Origin of the sequence: Sphingomonas sp. JC676, assembly GCF_014489075.1 — a bacterium.
Lineage (GTDB): Bacteria > Pseudomonadota > Alphaproteobacteria > Sphingomonadales > Sphingomonadaceae > Sphingomonas.
On sequence record NZ_JACTGR010000004.1, the window covers coordinates 323645 to 339874 of the forward strand.

A 16230-nucleotide genomic window follows, 5' to 3' on the forward strand; every position below is an offset into this window, starting at 1 on the left:
TTGTGCCGGTCCGCCGGCGACGGCCACCTTGGCTCTTTATCGCATCCGGACCGCTCCCGCTGCCGGTGCTGCGCGACTTCGTCGAAATGCTATTCAGCATGCGCTTGCCCGTCTTCGGATTGGGTTTGATCTTTGTCGGCGTGGCATCCCTTGCAGCGCGCGAGCTCGATGACTCCTTACTGGCCGCCCTCGCCGGGCTGGGCGGTTTCGTAACGCTTGCGCGCCTGTTCGTTCTCGAACTCTATCGACGCGCACGACCGGTGCTCGGTGTCACTGCTCTCGCACGATGGGAACAACGGTACGCCGCCGGAAACTACGCCTTCGCGCTGTTGCTCGGCGTCCTCAACGCGCGCGTGCTTACCTACCACTATCCATTGCTGCACCTGATCACAGTAAGCCTGGTGTTCAGTTTCGGGGCGGGCATCGTATCGCGAATTTCGGTTCGGCCGCGCATCTGCGTCGCCAGCCTCTTGCTGGCAACGGTACCGACGATCGCCGCGCTCGGCTGGCACGCCGGTGCCGCGCACGAGACCGTGCTCCACGGCGAGCTCTTCGCGATCGAGGCGATTCTTGTCTTGATGATCACTAGCCTCAGCTTGCAGACCGTCGCGCATCTCTACAGCTCGTCTGTCGAGCATCATACCGCGCGGCATGACATGGCGCAGCTCGCCAAGCACGACCCTCTGACCGGGCTCGCCAACCGATTGCTCTTGCGCGAGCGCCTCCAGGCAAGCCGAGCCGCACGCGGGAAGGACAGGCTTGCCGTACACTTCATCGACCTCGACGGGTTCAAGGCGATCAACGACAATCAGGGCCACCCCGCCGGAGACGCCGTGCTCGTCGAGGTGGCGCGCCGGCTCGCATCGATGCTGCGCGCCGAAGACACCGTGGCCCGGCTGGGCGGCGATGAGTTCGTCGTCATCCAGGGCAGTATTGACCATGCCGACCAGGCCGAAATGCTGGCGCGCCGCATTATCCGAAATCTCAGCGTGCCCTATTCGATTGACGGAAAGACGCTGGGACTGTCCGCCAGCATCGGCATCGCACTGAGCCCAGACGCCGGCGACGACCTGGAGCGCCTGCTCGGCTGCGCGGATGCTGCGCTTTATCGCGCAAAGGCTGCGGGCAAGGGCCGGGCAGCGTTCTGCACTGAGGAAGATTCGGCCCAGGCGGAGTTGCATCCCCCCGGAGCCGTTATGCGCGCCTGATCGACCCCCGCTTCAAACGTCCTCCCCCGACGAGGCTTCGTAAGGGCGCAGAGCCTTGGGGCGGCCATCATCTTGCGATCCACCTGCGCGGCACCACGTAACTTCCGAGGTTAGTTAGGGGCAACGCCGCCTCGCCTCTCGGCCACGAAAAGACCGCGGCCGCGCGGACGCTAAGTCGGTTCAACCATTTGTTTTGTGTGAGGCCGTTCTGGGCAGTTGCAGCGGGCGTGAAATGAATCGAACGACGAGGGCAGGGCGAATATTGTTTGTTGCACAATTCCTTGAGGCGGCCCAGCGCCATTGGCGCCATGTCGATCACGGCCACCGCGCACATGTCTCCGCGCACGCCAAGGTCGCCGATAACATTAGGGCGCCGCTCGACCTAGAGAGGTAATCGTGAAGCTGAATGGTCGGCACGATTGTTTTTGGAGGACCCTGTGTCTGGAACCGATAAGCCAGAAGGTGCTGGCCCGCGGGAGGAACGATCGAACGTCTTGCTCGGGGCCCAGATCGCGGGCTTCGGCGGCGGCAGTCCGACGCACCATCGTATACGGAATCTCTCCACCGGTGGCGCGCGCGTCGATCGTGCCGGCTCGCTCCAGGTTGGAGCTACGGTCCTCGTATCGGTAGGGGGCCTACAGGAGGTCGGCGCAACCGTCGTCTGGGTGAAAAATGACGTCGCTGGCCTACGTTTCGTGGAGACGATCGACCCAGATGCCGCACGTTCAAATACGTTTTTGTCGCTTCGCAGCCAGCGGAGTGACAAGCCTAGCAACGCCGAAAGACATACGCCGGTCGCTGATCCGATGCGTGCGGGATGGGTTGCCGACTTAAATAACCCCTATCGCAAGTAATTGCCCTCATTAGGTAGCCTCTCAAAGCATCAGTCACGGACTGTGCCCAGGTTCGATCGGCTGCATGCCAGATGCCGAGTTAGGCTGGACCGGACCCGGCACTGAAACCGATTTGATGGTCAATAAGTTCGCTCTGACCCGACATTTGAGCGGGCCGCCTGCTAAGTTTGCGGCGCCCTAAACAGGTGCGACCGTAAACAAATATTAGCCTCATTCTATTTGGACCCAGCTGCCTCGCGAGATTTCAGCCGCCTGTGGAGCTTGAGGCAGGATCACCTGGATATCCCGGGTCGAACGCGCGGCATATGCGCGCGTCGCCGCGGCGCAAACTGTTTCTGTCGGCCAGCATGCGAGCGGGCGGCGACCGGGTCCGTGTGCATCTGTATCGATCTGTCGTGCACTGCCGCGACCATCGCGATCCGGCAATGCGGCCTTGCTGCTTGCCGCCGGCCGTACCGGGCACCAGCTAATCGGCCAACTGGCGTCTGACCTGAATTTTGGGTGGATCGCTGCGCAGCGAAAGGCTAGGGGCCCGCGAAATTGCCTCCAATCACGCGACCAGACGGACCTAATGGCTTCTGACCCCTACCATTTCCCGCTCGAAGTAGAGAAATCCGATATTGATTTCATGGGTCACGTCAATAACGCGACCTACTTGAAGTGGGTTCAGGCGGCCGTGGTCGATCACTGGCGCCACCTCGCGCCGCCCGAAGCGATCGACGCCTATGTCTGGGTGGCCGTGAAGCACGAAATTACCTATCGCAAGCCTGCATTTTTGGACGATCCACTCGTCGCAATCGTCCAGCTGGAGCAGGTGCGTCGCGAAAGCGCCTTTTACGAGACGGCGATCACGCGGGGAGACGAGCTTCTCGCCGAGGCCAGGTCGCGCTGGTGCTGCCTGGACGCTGAAAGCCTGCGCCCCGTCCGTCTGCCCGAGCATGTCATCGACAAGTTCATCAGCCAAGGCGGCTAGGTCGGGTCGCTGCCTCGTCGACGATCATCCCGCGCGCCGTCTCTTGCGAAACGATGATAGATTGGCGCGGGGACACCCCTCCGGCGCTGGCCGCGACAGACGGGACTGGAGCCGGCCACTATGCACCTCAAGGCGATGCCTGGTGGGGACCGCCGATGCAGGCTGCGAGGCGACGCCGACGTTACAGCCGCCGGACGCCCGCGCCTCAGGCTACTCGGAGAGGCCTGCGGATTGCCCGAGCGACATGCTCAGGACGAGGCGCCGGCTTTCATCCTCGACCAAGAGACGTTCCCGCAGGGCGAGACGGCCTTCAAGCACCGCAGCGGCGAGCAATTCTCGCGCAGATATCATCGCCTTCTCACGCGCTGCGGTGTCATCCGGCAGGTCCAGCGATTCCTCGTCGTCGGTTTCGATGCCGCCGTTTCGCAGCCGAAAGAAATACTGAGCCATGGCGCCGCATAGCGCGAGAATGGCAGCACCGATGCAACCTAAGCTAGGTTGGAAAAAAATCCGCGCAGGATGGTAGGCGCTACGGCCGCCCCGGGCGCATCTCTCGTCATTCCGCTGAGGGCAAGCGCGGTTTCATCGGCGCGTGCCGCGTCCCGCACCGTGTCGCAACGATGGCTCTGGCAGCAACGACTGGCCCGCGCTGATCCGCACCCGGCTGGCCCTGGAGCCGGGGCGAGCGAGCGTAACACCCTGCCGCCCGCCGCCTATTGGGGGCTGGAAGCGTTGTGCAACCGAAGACTGTGGTGTGGGTGGGCGAATACCCGCAAACGAATCATTCTCACCCACCTTCGGAGAAAGAGTCTCCCGAGAAAAAACCGCCGCCCGTGGAGGCGGCGGCTTAGGAAGAGTTCGCATTCAAGCCATTATGGTACAGCAGAAAACGTTCCGCACAACCTTGGCCGGTATCGTTTTGGACCTAGTTTGATCACCGATGTTTCGATGAGATTCAACTTTAGCCCGACGTCGCGCGCGGAGCGTCAGATGACCTGAGGTCTCGAGGCTCGGCGCAGGCGAACTTAATCTAGGATAATCCTCGCTAGCCCCGTCGCTATATTGATCGACCCATCAGGTTAGCTATCGCCGGCGGCGATGAGGAACTCGAACACGATGCTCGGAATCGCTACCCAAACACACCGCTATTCCAGAAATCCCGCCAGTTCGTCAGGCGTCCCCTTTGGAAAGAGCTTCTTCAGATTGGCCAGGAAAGCGGAGACGCGGGCGCTGGCCGGCCGCAGTCGTCGCGGCGAAGAGACGCCCAACGGATCGTTAGGCCCTGTGCGTGCCTGACCGGCGCGTTGCCCAGCTGACACGCACTTCGAGGCCATCCAGGGCGCCGGTAGCGAAAGCGAAAATTCCGTCGGTCGCTTCGACATGGTCCTTGGCGATCGCAAGGCCGAAGCCGTGCCCCGGCCCCGATTCGTCCAGCCGCGCACCGCGGGTGATCGCCAGCTCGGCCCGGGAGCCGGCGAGGCCCGGACCATCATCGTTGACGCTCAGCATGATCCGATCCGCCGCGGACTCTCCGTGTATCCGGACCTGGCGGCGCGCATGCCGCACCGCGTTCTCGATCAGTGCGCCCAGGATCTCGGTCAGGTCCGAGGCTGCAACCGGCACTTCCAGTCCGGCCGGCACAGCGATTTCGAACACGATGCGCTCGCCTGCGTCGGTTCGTTCGAGCACCGAAACCACGCTCTCGACCACGTCCAGCGCCCGCGACGTGGCGCCGCGATTGGTTTCGCGCGCGATGGCCGAGCGGGCGCGGGCAAGTTCGGCCTCCAGCGCCGCGCCGGCAGCGGCGATGGCGCGGTCGAGGCCGTCCGCCGCATCTATAGCGCCGGCCTCACGGGCGCGGCGGCTCTGCGCGGCGAGCGCGGCCAGCGGCGTCTTCAGGCTGTGGGCAAGGTCGGCTGCGCGGCTCCGCGCGCGCGAAAGATCCGCGGCGCGTGCTTCGGCAAGGCCATTGATCGCGTCGATCAGCGGACGGATTTCGACGGCATGCTCGGTGGAGAGACGGGCGCCGGGATTGCGTCGCAGCCGCTCGATCTCCTTGCGGACGCGCAGCAGCGGGCGGAGGCCCAAGCCGACCTGGGCGTAGGCGGCGAGCACCAGCACGGCCCACAACAGGGCAAGCGAGCCGAGCAACTCCCAGCTGAACTCGCGCCGCGCCTGCAGCAGCGCGTCGTCGTCGGTGGCAAGCTGGACCAGGACTGGGCGCTTGGTCGGGTCGGGCCGAACCAGCCGCTCGATGAGCAGCAGTCCGTGGCCATAAGGTCCGTCCGCCCGCCGCGTCGCCCAGCCGTCACTGGGCGCGCTCGTTACCTGGCTCAGCGACTGATCCCACAAGGAGGACGAATGGACGCTCCCCTTCGGCGTCGACACCTGCCAGTAGAGCCCTCCCGCCGGCCGGTTAAAACGATTGTCCGTTGGGTAGATGTCCGCCTGGGGCTTGCCGGACGCGTCAATGCGCAGGCCTGCCAGCAATTCGACCGCCTTGGCCTCCAGCGACAGCGATTCGCGGTGCTCGATGTGGCGCTCGAACATGTAGATCAGCCCGACCCCAGCCACACCCAGCGCGACCAAAATCGCCAGGGCCGCGCCTGCGAGCAATCTCAGGCGCAGCGAGCGAACGATCATTGCTTCGTGTCCGACAGGACATAGCCGAGGCCCCGACGGTTTTCGACGATATCGGGCCCGATCTTGCGCCGGAGCCGGGTGACCAGCGCTTCGACCGCATTGGTGTCGCCGCAATCGGCCACACCGTAGAGATGTTCGGCGATCACCTGCGCCGGCGTCACGCTGCCTGGCCGATGGCCGAGAAATTCGAGAAAACGATATTCGAGCGGCGAGAGGCGGACCGCGCGGTCGTCGATATGCGCCGACATCCGGCTGGTATCGAGGGTCAGCCGGCCGATCCGGATCTGCGGCGAGCTATGCCCCGCCGCGCGCCGCAGCAGGCCCCGCACTCGCGCCACCAGCTCGGGCATGGCGAACGGCTTGGCGAGATAGTCGTCGGCGCCCGCCTCGATCCCCTCCACCTTCTCGGTCCAGTCGCTGCGCGCGGTCAGCACCAGCACGGGAAAGTCACGCCCCGCGCCGCGCCACCGGCGCAGTACGCTCAATCCGTCGAGCCGCGGCAGCCCGAGATCAAGGATGACGGCGGCATAATCCTCGGTATCGCCGCGGAACCACGCGTCGTCGCCTTGTGTGGCGAGTTCGGCGACGAAACCGGCGTCGCGCAGAGAACGGACAAGATCGTCTCCGACGTCGGGATCGTCCTCGACGACCAGCAAGCGCATCAATCGTCCTCGATCTTGATCAGCGCACCCGTGCGGGCGTCGAGCTTCAATTCGCGGACCCGGCCGTTTCCGGCAAGGATCTTGATCTCATAGAGCAGCCGCTTCTGCTCATGCTCGAGCTCGACCTCGAGCACCTCACCTTGAACCCGGGCTTGCGCCAGCGCCAGGATACGCGGCAGCGGAATCACCTCACCGCGCTGAACGGCGGTGCGGATCGCCTGCGCCTCCTCGGCCCGGCGCTGCTCCTTGGTGCGCTTGTCCTGCGAATCGCTGGCCGATGCGGTCGCGGCCCCCAGCGTGGCGGCGAGGACGACGCCGATCAATGCGGCGGCGTGGGCTTTCGTTCGGTCGATCATGGCGGATGTCCTAGCACAGCGCGTCTGACGCTTCGCTGACGCCCGCCGCAGCGGGGCCGTCAGCGACGCCCAGCTATCCGGCCTTCTCCAAACCCGAGGAGGCACATCATGACCATTTTCCCGGTTCGCGTCGCGGCCATAACGGTCGCCCCGTTGCTAATTGCCGCGCCTGGCGCGACGGGTGCAGCAGCCCATCCGAATCGCACGGCCCAGCTTGCCCAGCCCGCGCCGATTACCTTCGCCGGGCTCGAGCGGCGCGCCATCGCCCGCGGCCTTCGCCCGACGGAACTCAAAATCAAGGCACACACCGCCAAGATCGAAGGCCGTGACAGCCAAGGTCGCGAGGTCGAGATCAGGCTCGATCTCCGTACCGGCGAAGTGCTGCACCGCGAACTCGATGACTGAGGCAGGGAAGGCGCGGCCGCATCGCGACCGGGCCTTCCACCACCCGCCAGCATCCTCTCCGCATCGGAAAGTCCTGTCATGCCCGCCCGCACCTACCTCTCCACGCTCGCCCTTTGCGCGACCGCCTTCTCTTGCCCGGCCTTTGCCCAGACCGAAGCCACCATCGACGCGCGGCGCGGTGTCTCGATCTATCCGCGGGCCTATTTCAACGGCTCGCAGCCGAGCACCGCATTCGACATGATGGCGCTGGTCCCGGGCTTTCGCCTGCAGGAGGGCAATGCCGAACTGCGCGGCTATGCCGGCGCAGCGGGCAATGTGCTGATCGACGGTCAGCGACCGACCACGAAGCAGGAGACGATAGAGCAGCAGCTCAAGCGCATCCCGGCGAGTTCGGTCGAGCGGATCGAGCTGGTTCGCAGCGCCGAGGCCGGCTTCGACATGCAGGGCTACAGCCTGATCGCCAATGTCGTGCGCAAGAGCGGGGCCACCGTCCGCGGCCGTCTCGAAGCGGAATATGCCAATTTCCGACATGGCTTCGACGCGCCGAAGCTGTCCGGGGAGATCACCTATGGCAATGGCGACCGCCAGCTAGAGCTGTCCGGCACGATCTACCGCGAGATCGACGACGAGCATGGCTTCGGCACTCGCAACCGCTACGGCCCCGACGGCGGCGTCGTCCGGCTCGACGATTATGGCCAGCCCGAAGGCACAACCATCAAGCAACTCTCTGGCAGCTATCGCCAAGGCCTGCTGGGGGGCAAGGTTCGCATCAACGGGCTGATCAAGGACAGCCGGATGTTCGCCGACATCTCCGACTCGATCCGCTTCCCCACGGTTACGGAGATCCTGGGCACCGAACGCAACCACAGCCGTGCGACGGAAGGCGGCGCGCGTTTCGATCGTCAGTTCGGCGGCACCGCGCTCGAGCTGCTCGCAATCCGTCGTGACACTGCCGTACGCCGCACCGACCGCTCGGTCGAAGGTGGTGACGAAGAAGTCAGTCACGAAAATTCCGACGCCAGCGAGACGATCGTGCGGGCCGTGATTAGGACCAGTGCCGGCGCGGTCTCGATCGAGAGCGGCGTGGAAGGTGCGCGCAACGTCCTCGACAGCCGCACCGCGCTCGAGGAGAATGGGGTGGCGGTGCCGCTACCCGCCGCCAATGTCCGCGTTGCCGAGGACCGTGCCGAGGGCTTCGTCACGCTCGGCTTGCGGCCGTCGGGAAAGTTGTCCGTCGAGACCGGCCTGCGCGGCGAAATCTCGCGGCTGCGCCAGAGCGGCGACAGCGATCTGTCCAAGTCGCTCGCCTTCCTCAAGCCGCGCCTGCTTGCCACCTGGGCGGCGTCTCGGTTGAGCGAATTCCGCCTGCTCCTCGAGCGCGAAGTCGGCCAGCTCGATTTCGCCGACTTCGTCAGCAGCGCCTCGCTGACCACCGGCACGGTAACCGCGGGCAACAAGGACCTGGAGCCGGACAGCCTGTGGCGCGCCGAGCTCGCTTGGGAGCGCAGACTAGGCAAGGGTTCACTCGTGCTCACCGCGCGCTACGAAGCGATCAGCAATGTCGTCGATCGCATCCCGGTGGTTGCCGGGACCGATATCTTCGATGCCGTCGGCAATATCGGCAGCGGGTCCCGGGCCGAGCTCCAGACCGATCTAAACTTGCCGATGGAAGGGCTGGGTCTCCCGGGCGTGACCGTCCAGGCGCACGGCCTGGTGCGCCGCAGCCGGGTGACCGATCCGACTACCGGCGCGCGCCGCTCGATTTCGGAAGATTTGCCCTTCGAGGGCACGCTGGGGCTGACCCACGATTTACCTCGCTGGAACCTGCGCTGGGGTGTCAACTACGCGTTCGCGACCGAAGAGCGCCAGTTCAAGATCGATGAGCTGCAGAGCGACCGGCTCGGCGGGCGCCTGGATGCGTTCGTCGAGTATAAGCCCGATGCGCGCTGGACTTTGCGGATGTTCGGCAGGAATCTCACCGACAGCCCCGCAAGCCGCGACCGCTATGTCTATCCCGGGCTGCGCGGTGCCAGCGTGCAGACCTACATGGAGCGTCGCGAGCTCCGCAGCGGCGCCTATTACGGGTTCTCGGTACAGCGCACCTTCGGCAAGTGAAGCGGCAAAAGGCAGGCAGTCGGCGAGAGGACCGCGGAGCGCACCACTCGCCCGCCGCTTAGCAGGCCAGCCAGGTGTCGTTTAGTCGGTAGCCATGGGGGAAGGGGTCTTCGGGATCGGCGCCGTAATAGGAGACGCCGGTGAGCCACGCGCGGCCGCCCACGCGGGTTACGACCGCAGGCAGTCCGCCCACGCTGGCGATATCCTCGATCGAGCAGGCGAATTCGGTGTCGAGGATGGACTGGTGTACGAACCGCTCGCCGACCGCGAGTTCGCCGCGGGCGTGCATCAGTGCCATCCGCGCCGAAGAGCCCGTTCCGCAGGGGCTGCGATCGATCCGGCCGGGGGAGACGATGACCGCGTTCTTCGAGGTCTTGACCCCATCGCATTCCCTCAGCGGCCCCGCGATCAGCGTCTGGTTGATCGTGTGGATACCGGGATTCTCGGGGTGCACCGACGGCAGCTGGTCGGCCGCCGCGAGCTTGATGCGTTCGCCTGTCTCGACGAGCGCGCGCGCTTCGTCCTTCGCGAGGGTGAGGCCGAGCTGTTCGGCGGAGGCGATCACGTAGATCATCCCGCCATAGGAGACATCGACGGTGATCGTGCCGAAGCCCGGGACTTCGATTTGGCGGTCGCGGTGCATCACGAAGGCGGGGACGTTGCGGAAGGAGACGCGGCGGCACTTCCCGTCGCCGCATTCGGCCTCGACATATACGAGACCGGCCGGTGTATCGACGCAGAGCCGGGTCACCGGCTCCACCATCGCAAGCATGCCCGTCTCGAGCACGGCGGTGACCGCGCACATCAGGTTGGATCCCGACATCGGGGGATAATAGTCGGATTCGATGACTATCATCCCGACATCCGCTTGCGGATCGATCGGCGGGGTGACCAGGTTGACCGCGGCGTTCACGCTGCCGCGCGGATCGGACAGCAGCATCCCGCGCAGCCAGTCCTGGTCACGGATGAATGCTTGTTGCCGCTCGAACATCGAAGCGGCGCGGGGCGCAATGACGCCGCCCGTGATGACCCGCCCAACCTCGCCTTCGGCATGCACGCCGACCACCGTCACAATCTGTTGCAATCGCATAGGAGTAGAATCCTCAAGCAGGAGTCCGCGCCCCGGCAAGGCTTCGTGTATATTGGATACAATCGCTGGTCAAACCGCGGATCGGACTGACCTGCCCGCGCGCTCCGCCCGCAATTCCGCGACCAAAGCGCGGCCGGCGTGAAGGATATGATCGCGCAGGTACCGGGTTGCCGCGGCGGCATCGCGAATCGCGCAGAGGCGCAGGATCTCGCGGTGCTCCTGCTGCGCCTCGGCAAGGCCGTCGGTCAACACGAGATGGAGGCGGATATAGCGTTCCGCCTGAAGGCTGATGCCCTGCAGGATGGCGAGCGTCTGCGGCCGGCCGGCCGGCGCATAGAGCCTGCGGTGGAATGCCGAGTTCAAACGGCCCCAGCTCGCCATGTCGCCGCGCGCGAACGATGCTTCCAGCTCGGTCAGGACTTGGCTGGCTTCAATGATGTCCTGATCGGTCATCCTCGGTATCGCACGTTCGAGCAGATCGCCCTCCAGCAGCGCGCGCAGTTCGAAGATTTCTTCTACCTGCTCGGTGGGGATAGACGCCACCACCGCGCCCTTGTGGATCTGGATGACGACGAGCCCGCTGGCTTCCAATTGCCGGAGCGCTTCGCGCACGGGGATGCGGCTGACATTATATTCCTCGGCGATCACGTCCTGGATCAGTGCGTCACCCTCGCGGAATTCGCCACTCAGGATGCGCTCCTGGAGCGAATCCCGGATATTTTCCGGAACGCTGCGCCGCTCGATCCGGTGGGTTCGCGATGTCTCCTGACCGTGCCGCATGGGATGCCTTGCTTACCTTGGTTCGTCCCTCACTAGCGGTCGCACGCGGGCATTGCCACGCGCGTCGTCAAAGCGCGGCAATGACGCCGATCTCGATATTATAGTGCGGCTCGGTCAGCCCCGCCGCGACGGTCGTCCTGGCCGGCTTGGCGTCGGGCGCCACCCACGCGTCCCACACGCGATTCATTTCTTCGAAATCCGCCATGTCGGGCAGGTACAGATAGGCCGTGAGGATGCGGGTCTTGTCGGTGCCTGCCTCGCGCAGCAGGTCGTCGACGCGCCCAAGGACCTCGGTGGTCTGGACCGCGATGCTCGCGCCGGGATTGTCCTGCGCGACCTGGCCCGCGGTGTAGACCAGCCCGCCATGGATGACGACCTGGTTCATGCGGACCGTCGGGTGCAGGCGGCGAATATCGGACATAATGGTCTCCTTGGCTGGACGGCGAAGATCACGCTTGCGCCTGTTGACGGATTGTATATTGGATACAACGCAATTTGGCGAGGTGAAAAATGGCGATCTGGTCAGGCGTATTTCCCGCGGTAACCACCAAAATGAAACAGGATTCGAGCATCGACCTGGACGCGTTCCAGGCGAGCCTCGACCGGCTGATCCGCAACGGCGTCTCGGGCGTGATCGTGCTGCCGATGCTCGGCGAGAACGCGTCGCTCCGCCTGGACGAGCGCGAGGCGCTGATCCGCGCTGCCAGCGAAGCGGTGGCGGGGCGGGTCCCGTTGCTGTCGGGGCTCGCCGAAATCACCCTGGAAACGGCCAAGGCCAATGCCGCGGCGTATCGGCGCTTCGGCGCGCAGGGCCTGATGGTGTTTCCGAGCCTGGGCTACAAGACGGACCCGCGCGAAACCGCGCATTGGTACCGCGAGGTCGCCGGCGCTTCCGACCTGCCCATCATGATATACAACAACCCGATCGCCTACGGCGTGGACGTCACGGCCGAGGTGCTGCGGCAGCTGGCCGATGTGCCCGAGATCGTCTGCATCAAGGAAGAGACGGGCGACATCCGCCGCGTCACCGACACCTATATCGAGTTCGGCGACCGGTTCAGTGTCTTTTGCGGCGTCGACGACCTGATCGTGGAGAGCTCCTCGCTTGGCGTGACCGGCTGGGTTTCGGGGATGACCAATGCCTGGCCCGCTGAATGCGTCCGGATCTTCGAGCTTTGCCGCGAGCAGCGGTACGGCGAGGCACGCGACCTCTATCACATCCTGACGCCGAGCTTCCATCTGGATACGCACGTCAAGCTGGTCCAGTACATCAAGATGGCGGAGCATCTCGTCTATGGCGCTCCCGAATGGACGCGCGCGCCGCGCCTGCCGCTGGTGGGGGAGGAGCGCGAGCGCGTGATCGCCACGATCCATGCGGCGATCGACGCGCTCGAGCGGACGAAGGCGCCCGCCTGATGCGCGAACCGCCGGTCGTCGGGTTCGTCGGCGTGGGCACGATCGCCGAGGCGCTGATCACGGGAATGTGTGCGCATGGCGAGCATCGTGCCGATTTCCTGCTGTCGCCGCGCAGCGCAGAGCGGGTGCGCCGGCTGAGGGAGCTTTACCCCTTCGTGACGGTGGCAGGGAGTAACCAGGCGGTGGTCGAGGGTGCGGAGATCGTGTTCCTTGCCGTGACGCCGCAGATCGTCGAGCAGGTCCTCGGCCCGCTCGTCTTCCGTCCCGGCCAACGGATCGTCAGCCTGATCGCGACGTTCGATACCGCCCGGCTTCGTCCGCTGGTGGCACCGGCCGAGGCGATCCACCGCGTGACCCCGCTGCCGGCCGTCGCGAGACGAATGGGCCCGCTGATGCTCTATCCAGCTTCGGCCGAGATCGCATCGCTGCTCGAAGGACTGGGTCAGCTCATTCAACTGGGCGATGAAAGCGAGTTGGACGCGCTCTGGGCGGTGACCGGGTTCATGGCGAGCTATTTCGGCCTGCTCGGATCGATCGAGACATGGCTTTCGGACCAGGGCGTGGCGCGCGAACGGGCCGCATCGTTCGTGGCGTCGCTCTTCAATGCGGTGGGCGCGACCGCCGAGGAACGGGTCCAGGAAGGGTTCGACCAGCTGATCGTGGACCATTCCACGCCCGGCGGCCTCAACGAACAGGCATGGCGCGAACTGCAGGCTGCGGGCTGGACCGGACTGTCGACGGAGGCGCTGGATCTGCTCCGCGCCCGGATCGGCGGGCGGGCGACGCTGCAGGACCGGATACCGAGCAACGGCTAGTCGGGTTTTGCTTGAGCCCGCCTGTCGAGTGCGATACGCAATGCGTTATTGGCGCTAAAAATACATACATGCGAGCCTGGACCGATGGGGAATCGCGCGATCTTCTTGCGGAGCATGTTGGCGGCGGCAGCGCTCCTTGCCACCACGGATGCGCCCGCATCCGCACGCGCCACGGCATGCACGCTGCGCCATTTCGCCGCGGAGAATGGCCGGCTGGCCTATCGCAGCTGCGGAACCGGCAAGATCGTGCTCATCCTTCCCGGCGGGCCGGGGCTGGATGCCGACTATATGCTGGACTTCGCGCGGATGGTCGCCCGGTCCGGGCGGCGGGCGATCCTGTTCGAGCCCCGCGGGACCGGCGCATCGCGCGCAGCTCTGGGCGACGGCAGCAGGCTGACGGTGGCCGGCTCGATCGCTGATGTCGAGGCGCTGCGCCAGGCGGTCCGCTCGGACAGGGTGACGGTGATCGGGCATTCGTTCGGCGGTGCGACGGCCCAGGCCTATGCCGCCGCCTATCCCCGCAACGTGGCCCGGTTAATCCTGCTCGATTCGGTTGGACCCACTCTGGGCCGGCCGGCGCTGCCGATCGATGGCTGGCGGGAGCGGCTCACGCCGGAGCAGCTTTCCTCTTATGATGCCGCTCGTGCGGGAGGTGACCGGATCGCGGCGATGCGGATCAAGTTCGCTGCCAGCTTCTACGACGTAGGGCAGGGGAAGCGCTTCGCGAAGCAGCTTGTCGATTCCGCGATCCATCTGGATGTCGCGCCGCTCTCGGAGGATTATCAGCGCCACTATTCCATTCCGGCGGACGCCGCGCGGCCGCGCTTCCCGGTGGTGATCGTTGCCGGCGACGTGGACTGGATCCGGGGCTATGAGCCGGCGTTCGGCGCGGCCTGGCCGGGCGCGCGCCTGCTTACGATCCCGCGCGCCGGACATTTCCCCTGGATCGACGCGTCTGCCGCCACCTCGAAAGCGCTGGAATAGGCGTTCGCTGTCGAATGAATGGGCTGACCCTCGAGGCCGCGCTGGCGGAGACGATCGGTGCGATCGGTACGCCGGATTTCGTGCCCCGCGTCGCGCAGGCATTGTGCCGCTTCAGCGATTTCGAGCATGCGGCGGCATTTCTGCACCGTCCTCGCGACGGCGGCGAAGTGCTGTCGGACGATTTCAGCCGGATCGGCTACCGCACCGGAATCGAGAATTATGCGCGGCGGACCTATCGCATCAATCCGATGCTCGCCGCGTGGCGCGGTGCCGGAGCAATGCGCGCGCGCGATTTCGCAAGCGCCACGCCGCGCATCGACCGCACAATTCTCCCGTTCCTCGTCCGGGCGCCGGAGGAGGAACTGGGATATCGGACGCTCGGCTGGCCGGAGCGACAGGAAGAAGTCTGTCTCTACTTCAAGGGATGGGACGGACTCATCGAGTTGGGCTTCTACCGCGAGCGGGCGCGACGGGCGGCCCCGGAACGCATGATCGCTGCGCTCAATACGCTTGGCGCCCCGATCGCGGCCGCATTCGAACGGCACCTGGCCCTGTATGGAGCCGCCCAATGGCGCGCGCCCCTTACTGGGCGCGAACTGGAGGTCTGCGAGCTCCTGCTGCAGGGCTGCTCGAGCGACACGATCGCGCTGCGCCTCGCGATCAGCCGCCATACTGTGAAGGATCATCGCAAGCAGATATTCCGAAAACTCGGCGCGGGATCCCTCGCAGAACTGTTCGCCCTTGCCCGCTGCCCCCCTCTCTGGAGGGATGGCGCCCGCTCCGCGTCTGCGTGACAATCGGGGTTCAGCAGAAAGGATCTCACGAAGATGCGCTATGTCCGCATGCCGATCGAAGTCGAATCGCCGGAGGAATATGGCTATGGCAATATCCGCTACAATCTTTCCGAAAGCTCGATAGCGGACCAGTCGCTGGACAGCCTGGGGCTGACCGTTCCCGATCTCGTGTTGCTCTACGGCGAGCATCGCGGCAGCGCGCGGCTGCGCGAGCTCGTGGTGGCCGGGGAAGCGGGCGTGTCGGCTGATAACGTGTTGATCACGGGAGGCGCGGCGGGGGCGCTGTTCATCATCGCCACCGCGTTGCTGGGCGCGCAGGACCATCTGGTGGTGGTGCGGCCCAATTACGCGACCAATCTGGAGACTCCGCGCGCGATCGGCTGCGGCATCGGGTTCGTCGACCTGGCGTTCGAGGACGGCTTCGCGCTCGATCTCGATAGGGTCGCTGCGGCGATGACACCGGCCACCAAGCTCATCAGCGTCACTTGTCCGCACAATCCGACCGGCGTGATGATGTCCGAAGACGAACTGCGGCGGCTCGCCGCCTTTGCCCAGGCGCGCAGGTGCCTATTACTGGTCGACGAGACCTATCGCGACCTCTCGCTGACGGAACGGCTGCCGATCGCGGCGTCGATGGGCGACCATGTGATCAGCGTCGCGTCGCTGTCCAAGGCGTTCGGCGTGCCCGGCATCCGGGTAGGCTGGATCATCAATCGCGATCCCGCGCTGCAGGAGATCTTCCTGGCGGCCAAGGAGCAGATCAGCATCTGCGGCAGCGTGATCAACGAATGGGTAGCGGAGGAGATGCTCGCGCGCCGCGCAGAGTTCCTCGCCCCGACGCTCGCCGAGTGGCGCCGTCGGCTGGATCGGGTGGCCGAGTGGATCGCGGGCGAGGACAACCTCGAATGGGTGCGGCCCGCTGGCGGCGTGGTGTGCTTCCCGCGGATGAAGGCGGACCCGCCGGGCGGCACCGACGCCTTCTACCGCCGCCTGCTCGAACAGCACGGCACCTATGTGGGGCCGGGCCACTGGTTCGAAATGCCCGATCGCTATTTCCGGCTCGGCTATGCCTGGCCGACGGCGGATGAACTCGAAGGCGGACTGGCCGGCATCTCGGCCGCGCTTCGCGGATAAG

The 16230-nt window shown here is 65.4% G+C and carries 17 protein-coding genes; 10 read left to right on the forward strand and 7 right to left on the reverse strand.

The genetic code is table 11. The annotated features are described in order from the left end of the window. Positions 1-65: 65 nt before the first annotated feature. The 3 genes from IAG41_RS15085 to IAG41_RS15095 all read left to right on the forward strand — a co-directional run bounded on the left by IAG41_RS15085 (position 66) and on the right by IAG41_RS15095 (position 3035). Positions 66-1208 (forward strand): GGDEF domain-containing protein, encoded by a 1143-nt coding sequence (locus IAG41_RS15085; RefSeq protein ID WP_316251166.1) that lies wholly within the window; start codon positions 66-68, stop codon positions 1206-1208. Between the two features lie 437 nt (positions 1209-1645). Next, on the forward strand, positions 1646-2062 hold the full coding sequence (locus IAG41_RS23550; RefSeq protein WP_187729472.1) for a PilZ domain-containing protein: 417 nt from the start codon (positions 1646-1648) through the stop codon (positions 2060-2062). Positions 2063-2633: 571 nt separating this feature from the next. Beyond that, positions 2634-3035, forward strand: a complete 402-nt coding sequence (locus IAG41_RS15095; RefSeq protein WP_187729473.1) for an acyl-CoA thioesterase — start codon at positions 2634-2636, stop codon at positions 3033-3035. 210 nt (positions 3036-3245) lie between these two features. Here IAG41_RS15095 and IAG41_RS15100 read toward each other — a convergent pair whose 3' ends face one another. The 4 genes from IAG41_RS15100 to IAG41_RS15115 form a co-directional block, all read right to left on the reverse strand. Continuing rightward, on the reverse strand, positions 3246-3485 hold the full coding sequence (locus IAG41_RS15100; protein ID WP_187729474.1) for a DUF6894 family protein: 240 nt from the start codon (positions 3483-3485) through the stop codon (positions 3246-3248). A gap of 825 nt (positions 3486-4310) precedes the next feature. Then, complete coding sequence (locus IAG41_RS15105) at positions 4311-5678, reverse strand: sensor histidine kinase (protein ID WP_262408681.1); 1368 nt, start codon at positions 5676-5678, stop codon at positions 4311-4313. Next, entirely contained in the window at positions 5675-6340 is a 666-nt protein-coding gene (locus IAG41_RS15110; RefSeq protein WP_187729475.1) for a response regulator transcription factor, read from the reverse strand. Before IAG41_RS15110 ends, IAG41_RS15105 begins: the two co-directional genes overlap by 4 nt. Then, complete coding sequence (locus IAG41_RS15115; protein ID WP_187729476.1) at positions 6340-6696, reverse strand: PepSY domain-containing protein; 357 nt, start codon at positions 6694-6696, stop codon at positions 6340-6342. The genes IAG41_RS15110 and IAG41_RS15115 overlap by 1 nt, the downstream gene beginning before the upstream one ends. A gap of 108 nt (positions 6697-6804) precedes the next feature. Between IAG41_RS15115 and IAG41_RS15120 the strand changes: the two genes are divergently transcribed. Together IAG41_RS15120 and IAG41_RS15125 are read left to right on the forward strand one after the other, a co-directional pair. Then, positions 6805-7101, forward strand: a complete 297-nt coding sequence (locus tag IAG41_RS15120) for a PepSY domain-containing protein (RefSeq protein ID WP_187729477.1) — start codon at positions 6805-6807, stop codon at positions 7099-7101. Positions 7102-7179: 78 nt separating this feature from the next. Beyond that, a complete protein-coding gene (locus tag IAG41_RS15125) occupies positions 7180-9216 on the forward strand; it encodes a TonB-dependent receptor plug domain-containing protein (protein ID WP_187729478.1) in 2037 nt (678 codons plus the stop codon). 58 nt (positions 9217-9274) lie between these two features. On the opposite strand, the gene IAG41_RS15130 is transcribed toward IAG41_RS15125, so the two are convergent. The 3 genes from IAG41_RS15130 to IAG41_RS15140 form a co-directional block, all read right to left on the reverse strand. Further along, positions 9275-10306 (reverse strand): proline racemase family protein, encoded by a 1032-nt coding sequence (locus tag IAG41_RS15130; RefSeq protein WP_187729479.1) that lies wholly within the window; start codon positions 10304-10306, stop codon positions 9275-9277. A 69-nt stretch (positions 10307-10375) separates the two neighbouring features. Continuing rightward, positions 10376-11086 (reverse strand): GntR family transcriptional regulator, encoded by a 711-nt coding sequence (locus IAG41_RS15135; RefSeq protein ID WP_187729480.1) that lies wholly within the window; start codon positions 11084-11086, stop codon positions 10376-10378. Between the two features lie 67 nt (positions 11087-11153). Next, on the reverse strand, positions 11154-11507 hold the full coding sequence (locus IAG41_RS15140; RefSeq protein WP_187729481.1) for a RidA family protein: 354 nt from the start codon (positions 11505-11507) through the stop codon (positions 11154-11156). An 89-nt stretch (positions 11508-11596) separates the two neighbouring features. Between IAG41_RS15140 and IAG41_RS15145 the strand changes: the two genes are divergently transcribed. From IAG41_RS15145 to IAG41_RS15165, 5 genes are all read left to right on the forward strand, one after another. Next, positions 11597-12502: a dihydrodipicolinate synthase family protein gene (locus IAG41_RS15145; protein WP_187729482.1), complete on the forward strand. Its 906-nt coding sequence runs from the start codon at positions 11597-11599 to the stop codon at positions 12500-12502. Further along, a complete protein-coding gene (locus IAG41_RS15150; protein ID WP_187729483.1) occupies positions 12502-13317 on the forward strand; it encodes an NAD(P)-binding domain-containing protein in 816 nt (271 codons plus the stop codon). The genes IAG41_RS15145 and IAG41_RS15150 overlap by 1 nt, the downstream gene beginning before the upstream one ends. A 114-nt stretch (positions 13318-13431) precedes the next feature. Continuing rightward, complete coding sequence (locus IAG41_RS15155; protein WP_262408717.1) at positions 13432-14301, forward strand: alpha/beta fold hydrolase; 870 nt, start codon at positions 13432-13434, stop codon at positions 14299-14301. Between the two features lie 14 nt (positions 14302-14315). After that, positions 14316-15095: a helix-turn-helix transcriptional regulator gene (locus IAG41_RS15160; RefSeq protein ID WP_187729485.1), complete on the forward strand. Its 780-nt coding sequence runs from the start codon at positions 14316-14318 to the stop codon at positions 15093-15095. A 33-nt stretch (positions 15096-15128) separates the two neighbouring features. Beyond that, complete coding sequence (locus IAG41_RS15165) at positions 15129-16229, forward strand: aminotransferase class I/II-fold pyridoxal phosphate-dependent enzyme (protein WP_187729486.1); 1101 nt, start codon at positions 15129-15131, stop codon at positions 16227-16229. Position 16230 lies beyond the last annotated feature (1 nt).

Coding starts and splice junctions, on each gene's coding strand:
- IAG41_RS15110 (WP_187729475.1), bottom strand. CDS start 6,340: ATGCGCTTGCTGGTCGTCGAGGACGATCCCGACGTCGGAGACGATCTT.
- IAG41_RS15135 (WP_187729480.1), bottom strand. CDS start 11,086: ATGCGGCACGGTCAGGAGACATCGCGAACCCACCGGATCGAGCGGCGC.
- IAG41_RS15115 (WP_187729476.1), bottom strand. CDS start 6,696: ATGATCGACCGAACGAAAGCCCACGCCGCCGCATTGATCGGCGTCGTC.
- IAG41_RS15140 (WP_187729481.1), bottom strand. CDS start 11,507: ATGTCCGATATTCGCCGCCTGCACCCGACGGTCCGCATGAACCAGGTC.
- IAG41_RS15160 (WP_187729485.1), top strand. CDS start 14,316: ATGAATGGGCTGACCCTCGAGGCCGCGCTGGCGGAGACGATCGGTGCG.
- IAG41_RS15150 (WP_187729483.1), top strand. CDS start 12,502: ATGCGCGAACCGCCGGTCGTCGGGTTCGTCGGCGTGGGCACGATCGCC.
- IAG41_RS15125 (WP_187729478.1), top strand. CDS start 7,180: ATGCCCGCCCGCACCTACCTCTCCACGCTCGCCCTTTGCGCGACCGCC.
- IAG41_RS15155 (WP_262408717.1), top strand. CDS start 13,432: ATGTTGGCGGCGGCAGCGCTCCTTGCCACCACGGATGCGCCCGCATCC.
- IAG41_RS15130 (WP_187729479.1), bottom strand. CDS start 10,306: ATGCGATTGCAACAGATTGTGACGGTGGTCGGCGTGCATGCCGAAGGC.
- IAG41_RS15105 (WP_262408681.1), bottom strand. CDS start 5,678: ATGATCGTTCGCTCGCTGCGCCTGAGATTGCTCGCAGGCGCGGCCCTG.
- IAG41_RS15145 (WP_187729482.1), top strand. CDS start 11,597: ATGGCGATCTGGTCAGGCGTATTTCCCGCGGTAACCACCAAAATGAAA.
- IAG41_RS15120 (WP_187729477.1), top strand. CDS start 6,805: ATGACCATTTTCCCGGTTCGCGTCGCGGCCATAACGGTCGCCCCGTTG.
- IAG41_RS15165 (WP_187729486.1), top strand. CDS start 15,129: ATGCGCTATGTCCGCATGCCGATCGAAGTCGAATCGCCGGAGGAATAT.
- IAG41_RS15095 (WP_187729473.1), top strand. CDS start 2,634: ATGGCTTCTGACCCCTACCATTTCCCGCTCGAAGTAGAGAAATCCGAT.
- IAG41_RS15100 (WP_187729474.1), bottom strand. CDS start 3,485: ATGGCTCAGTATTTCTTTCGGCTGCGAAACGGCGGCATCGAAACCGAC.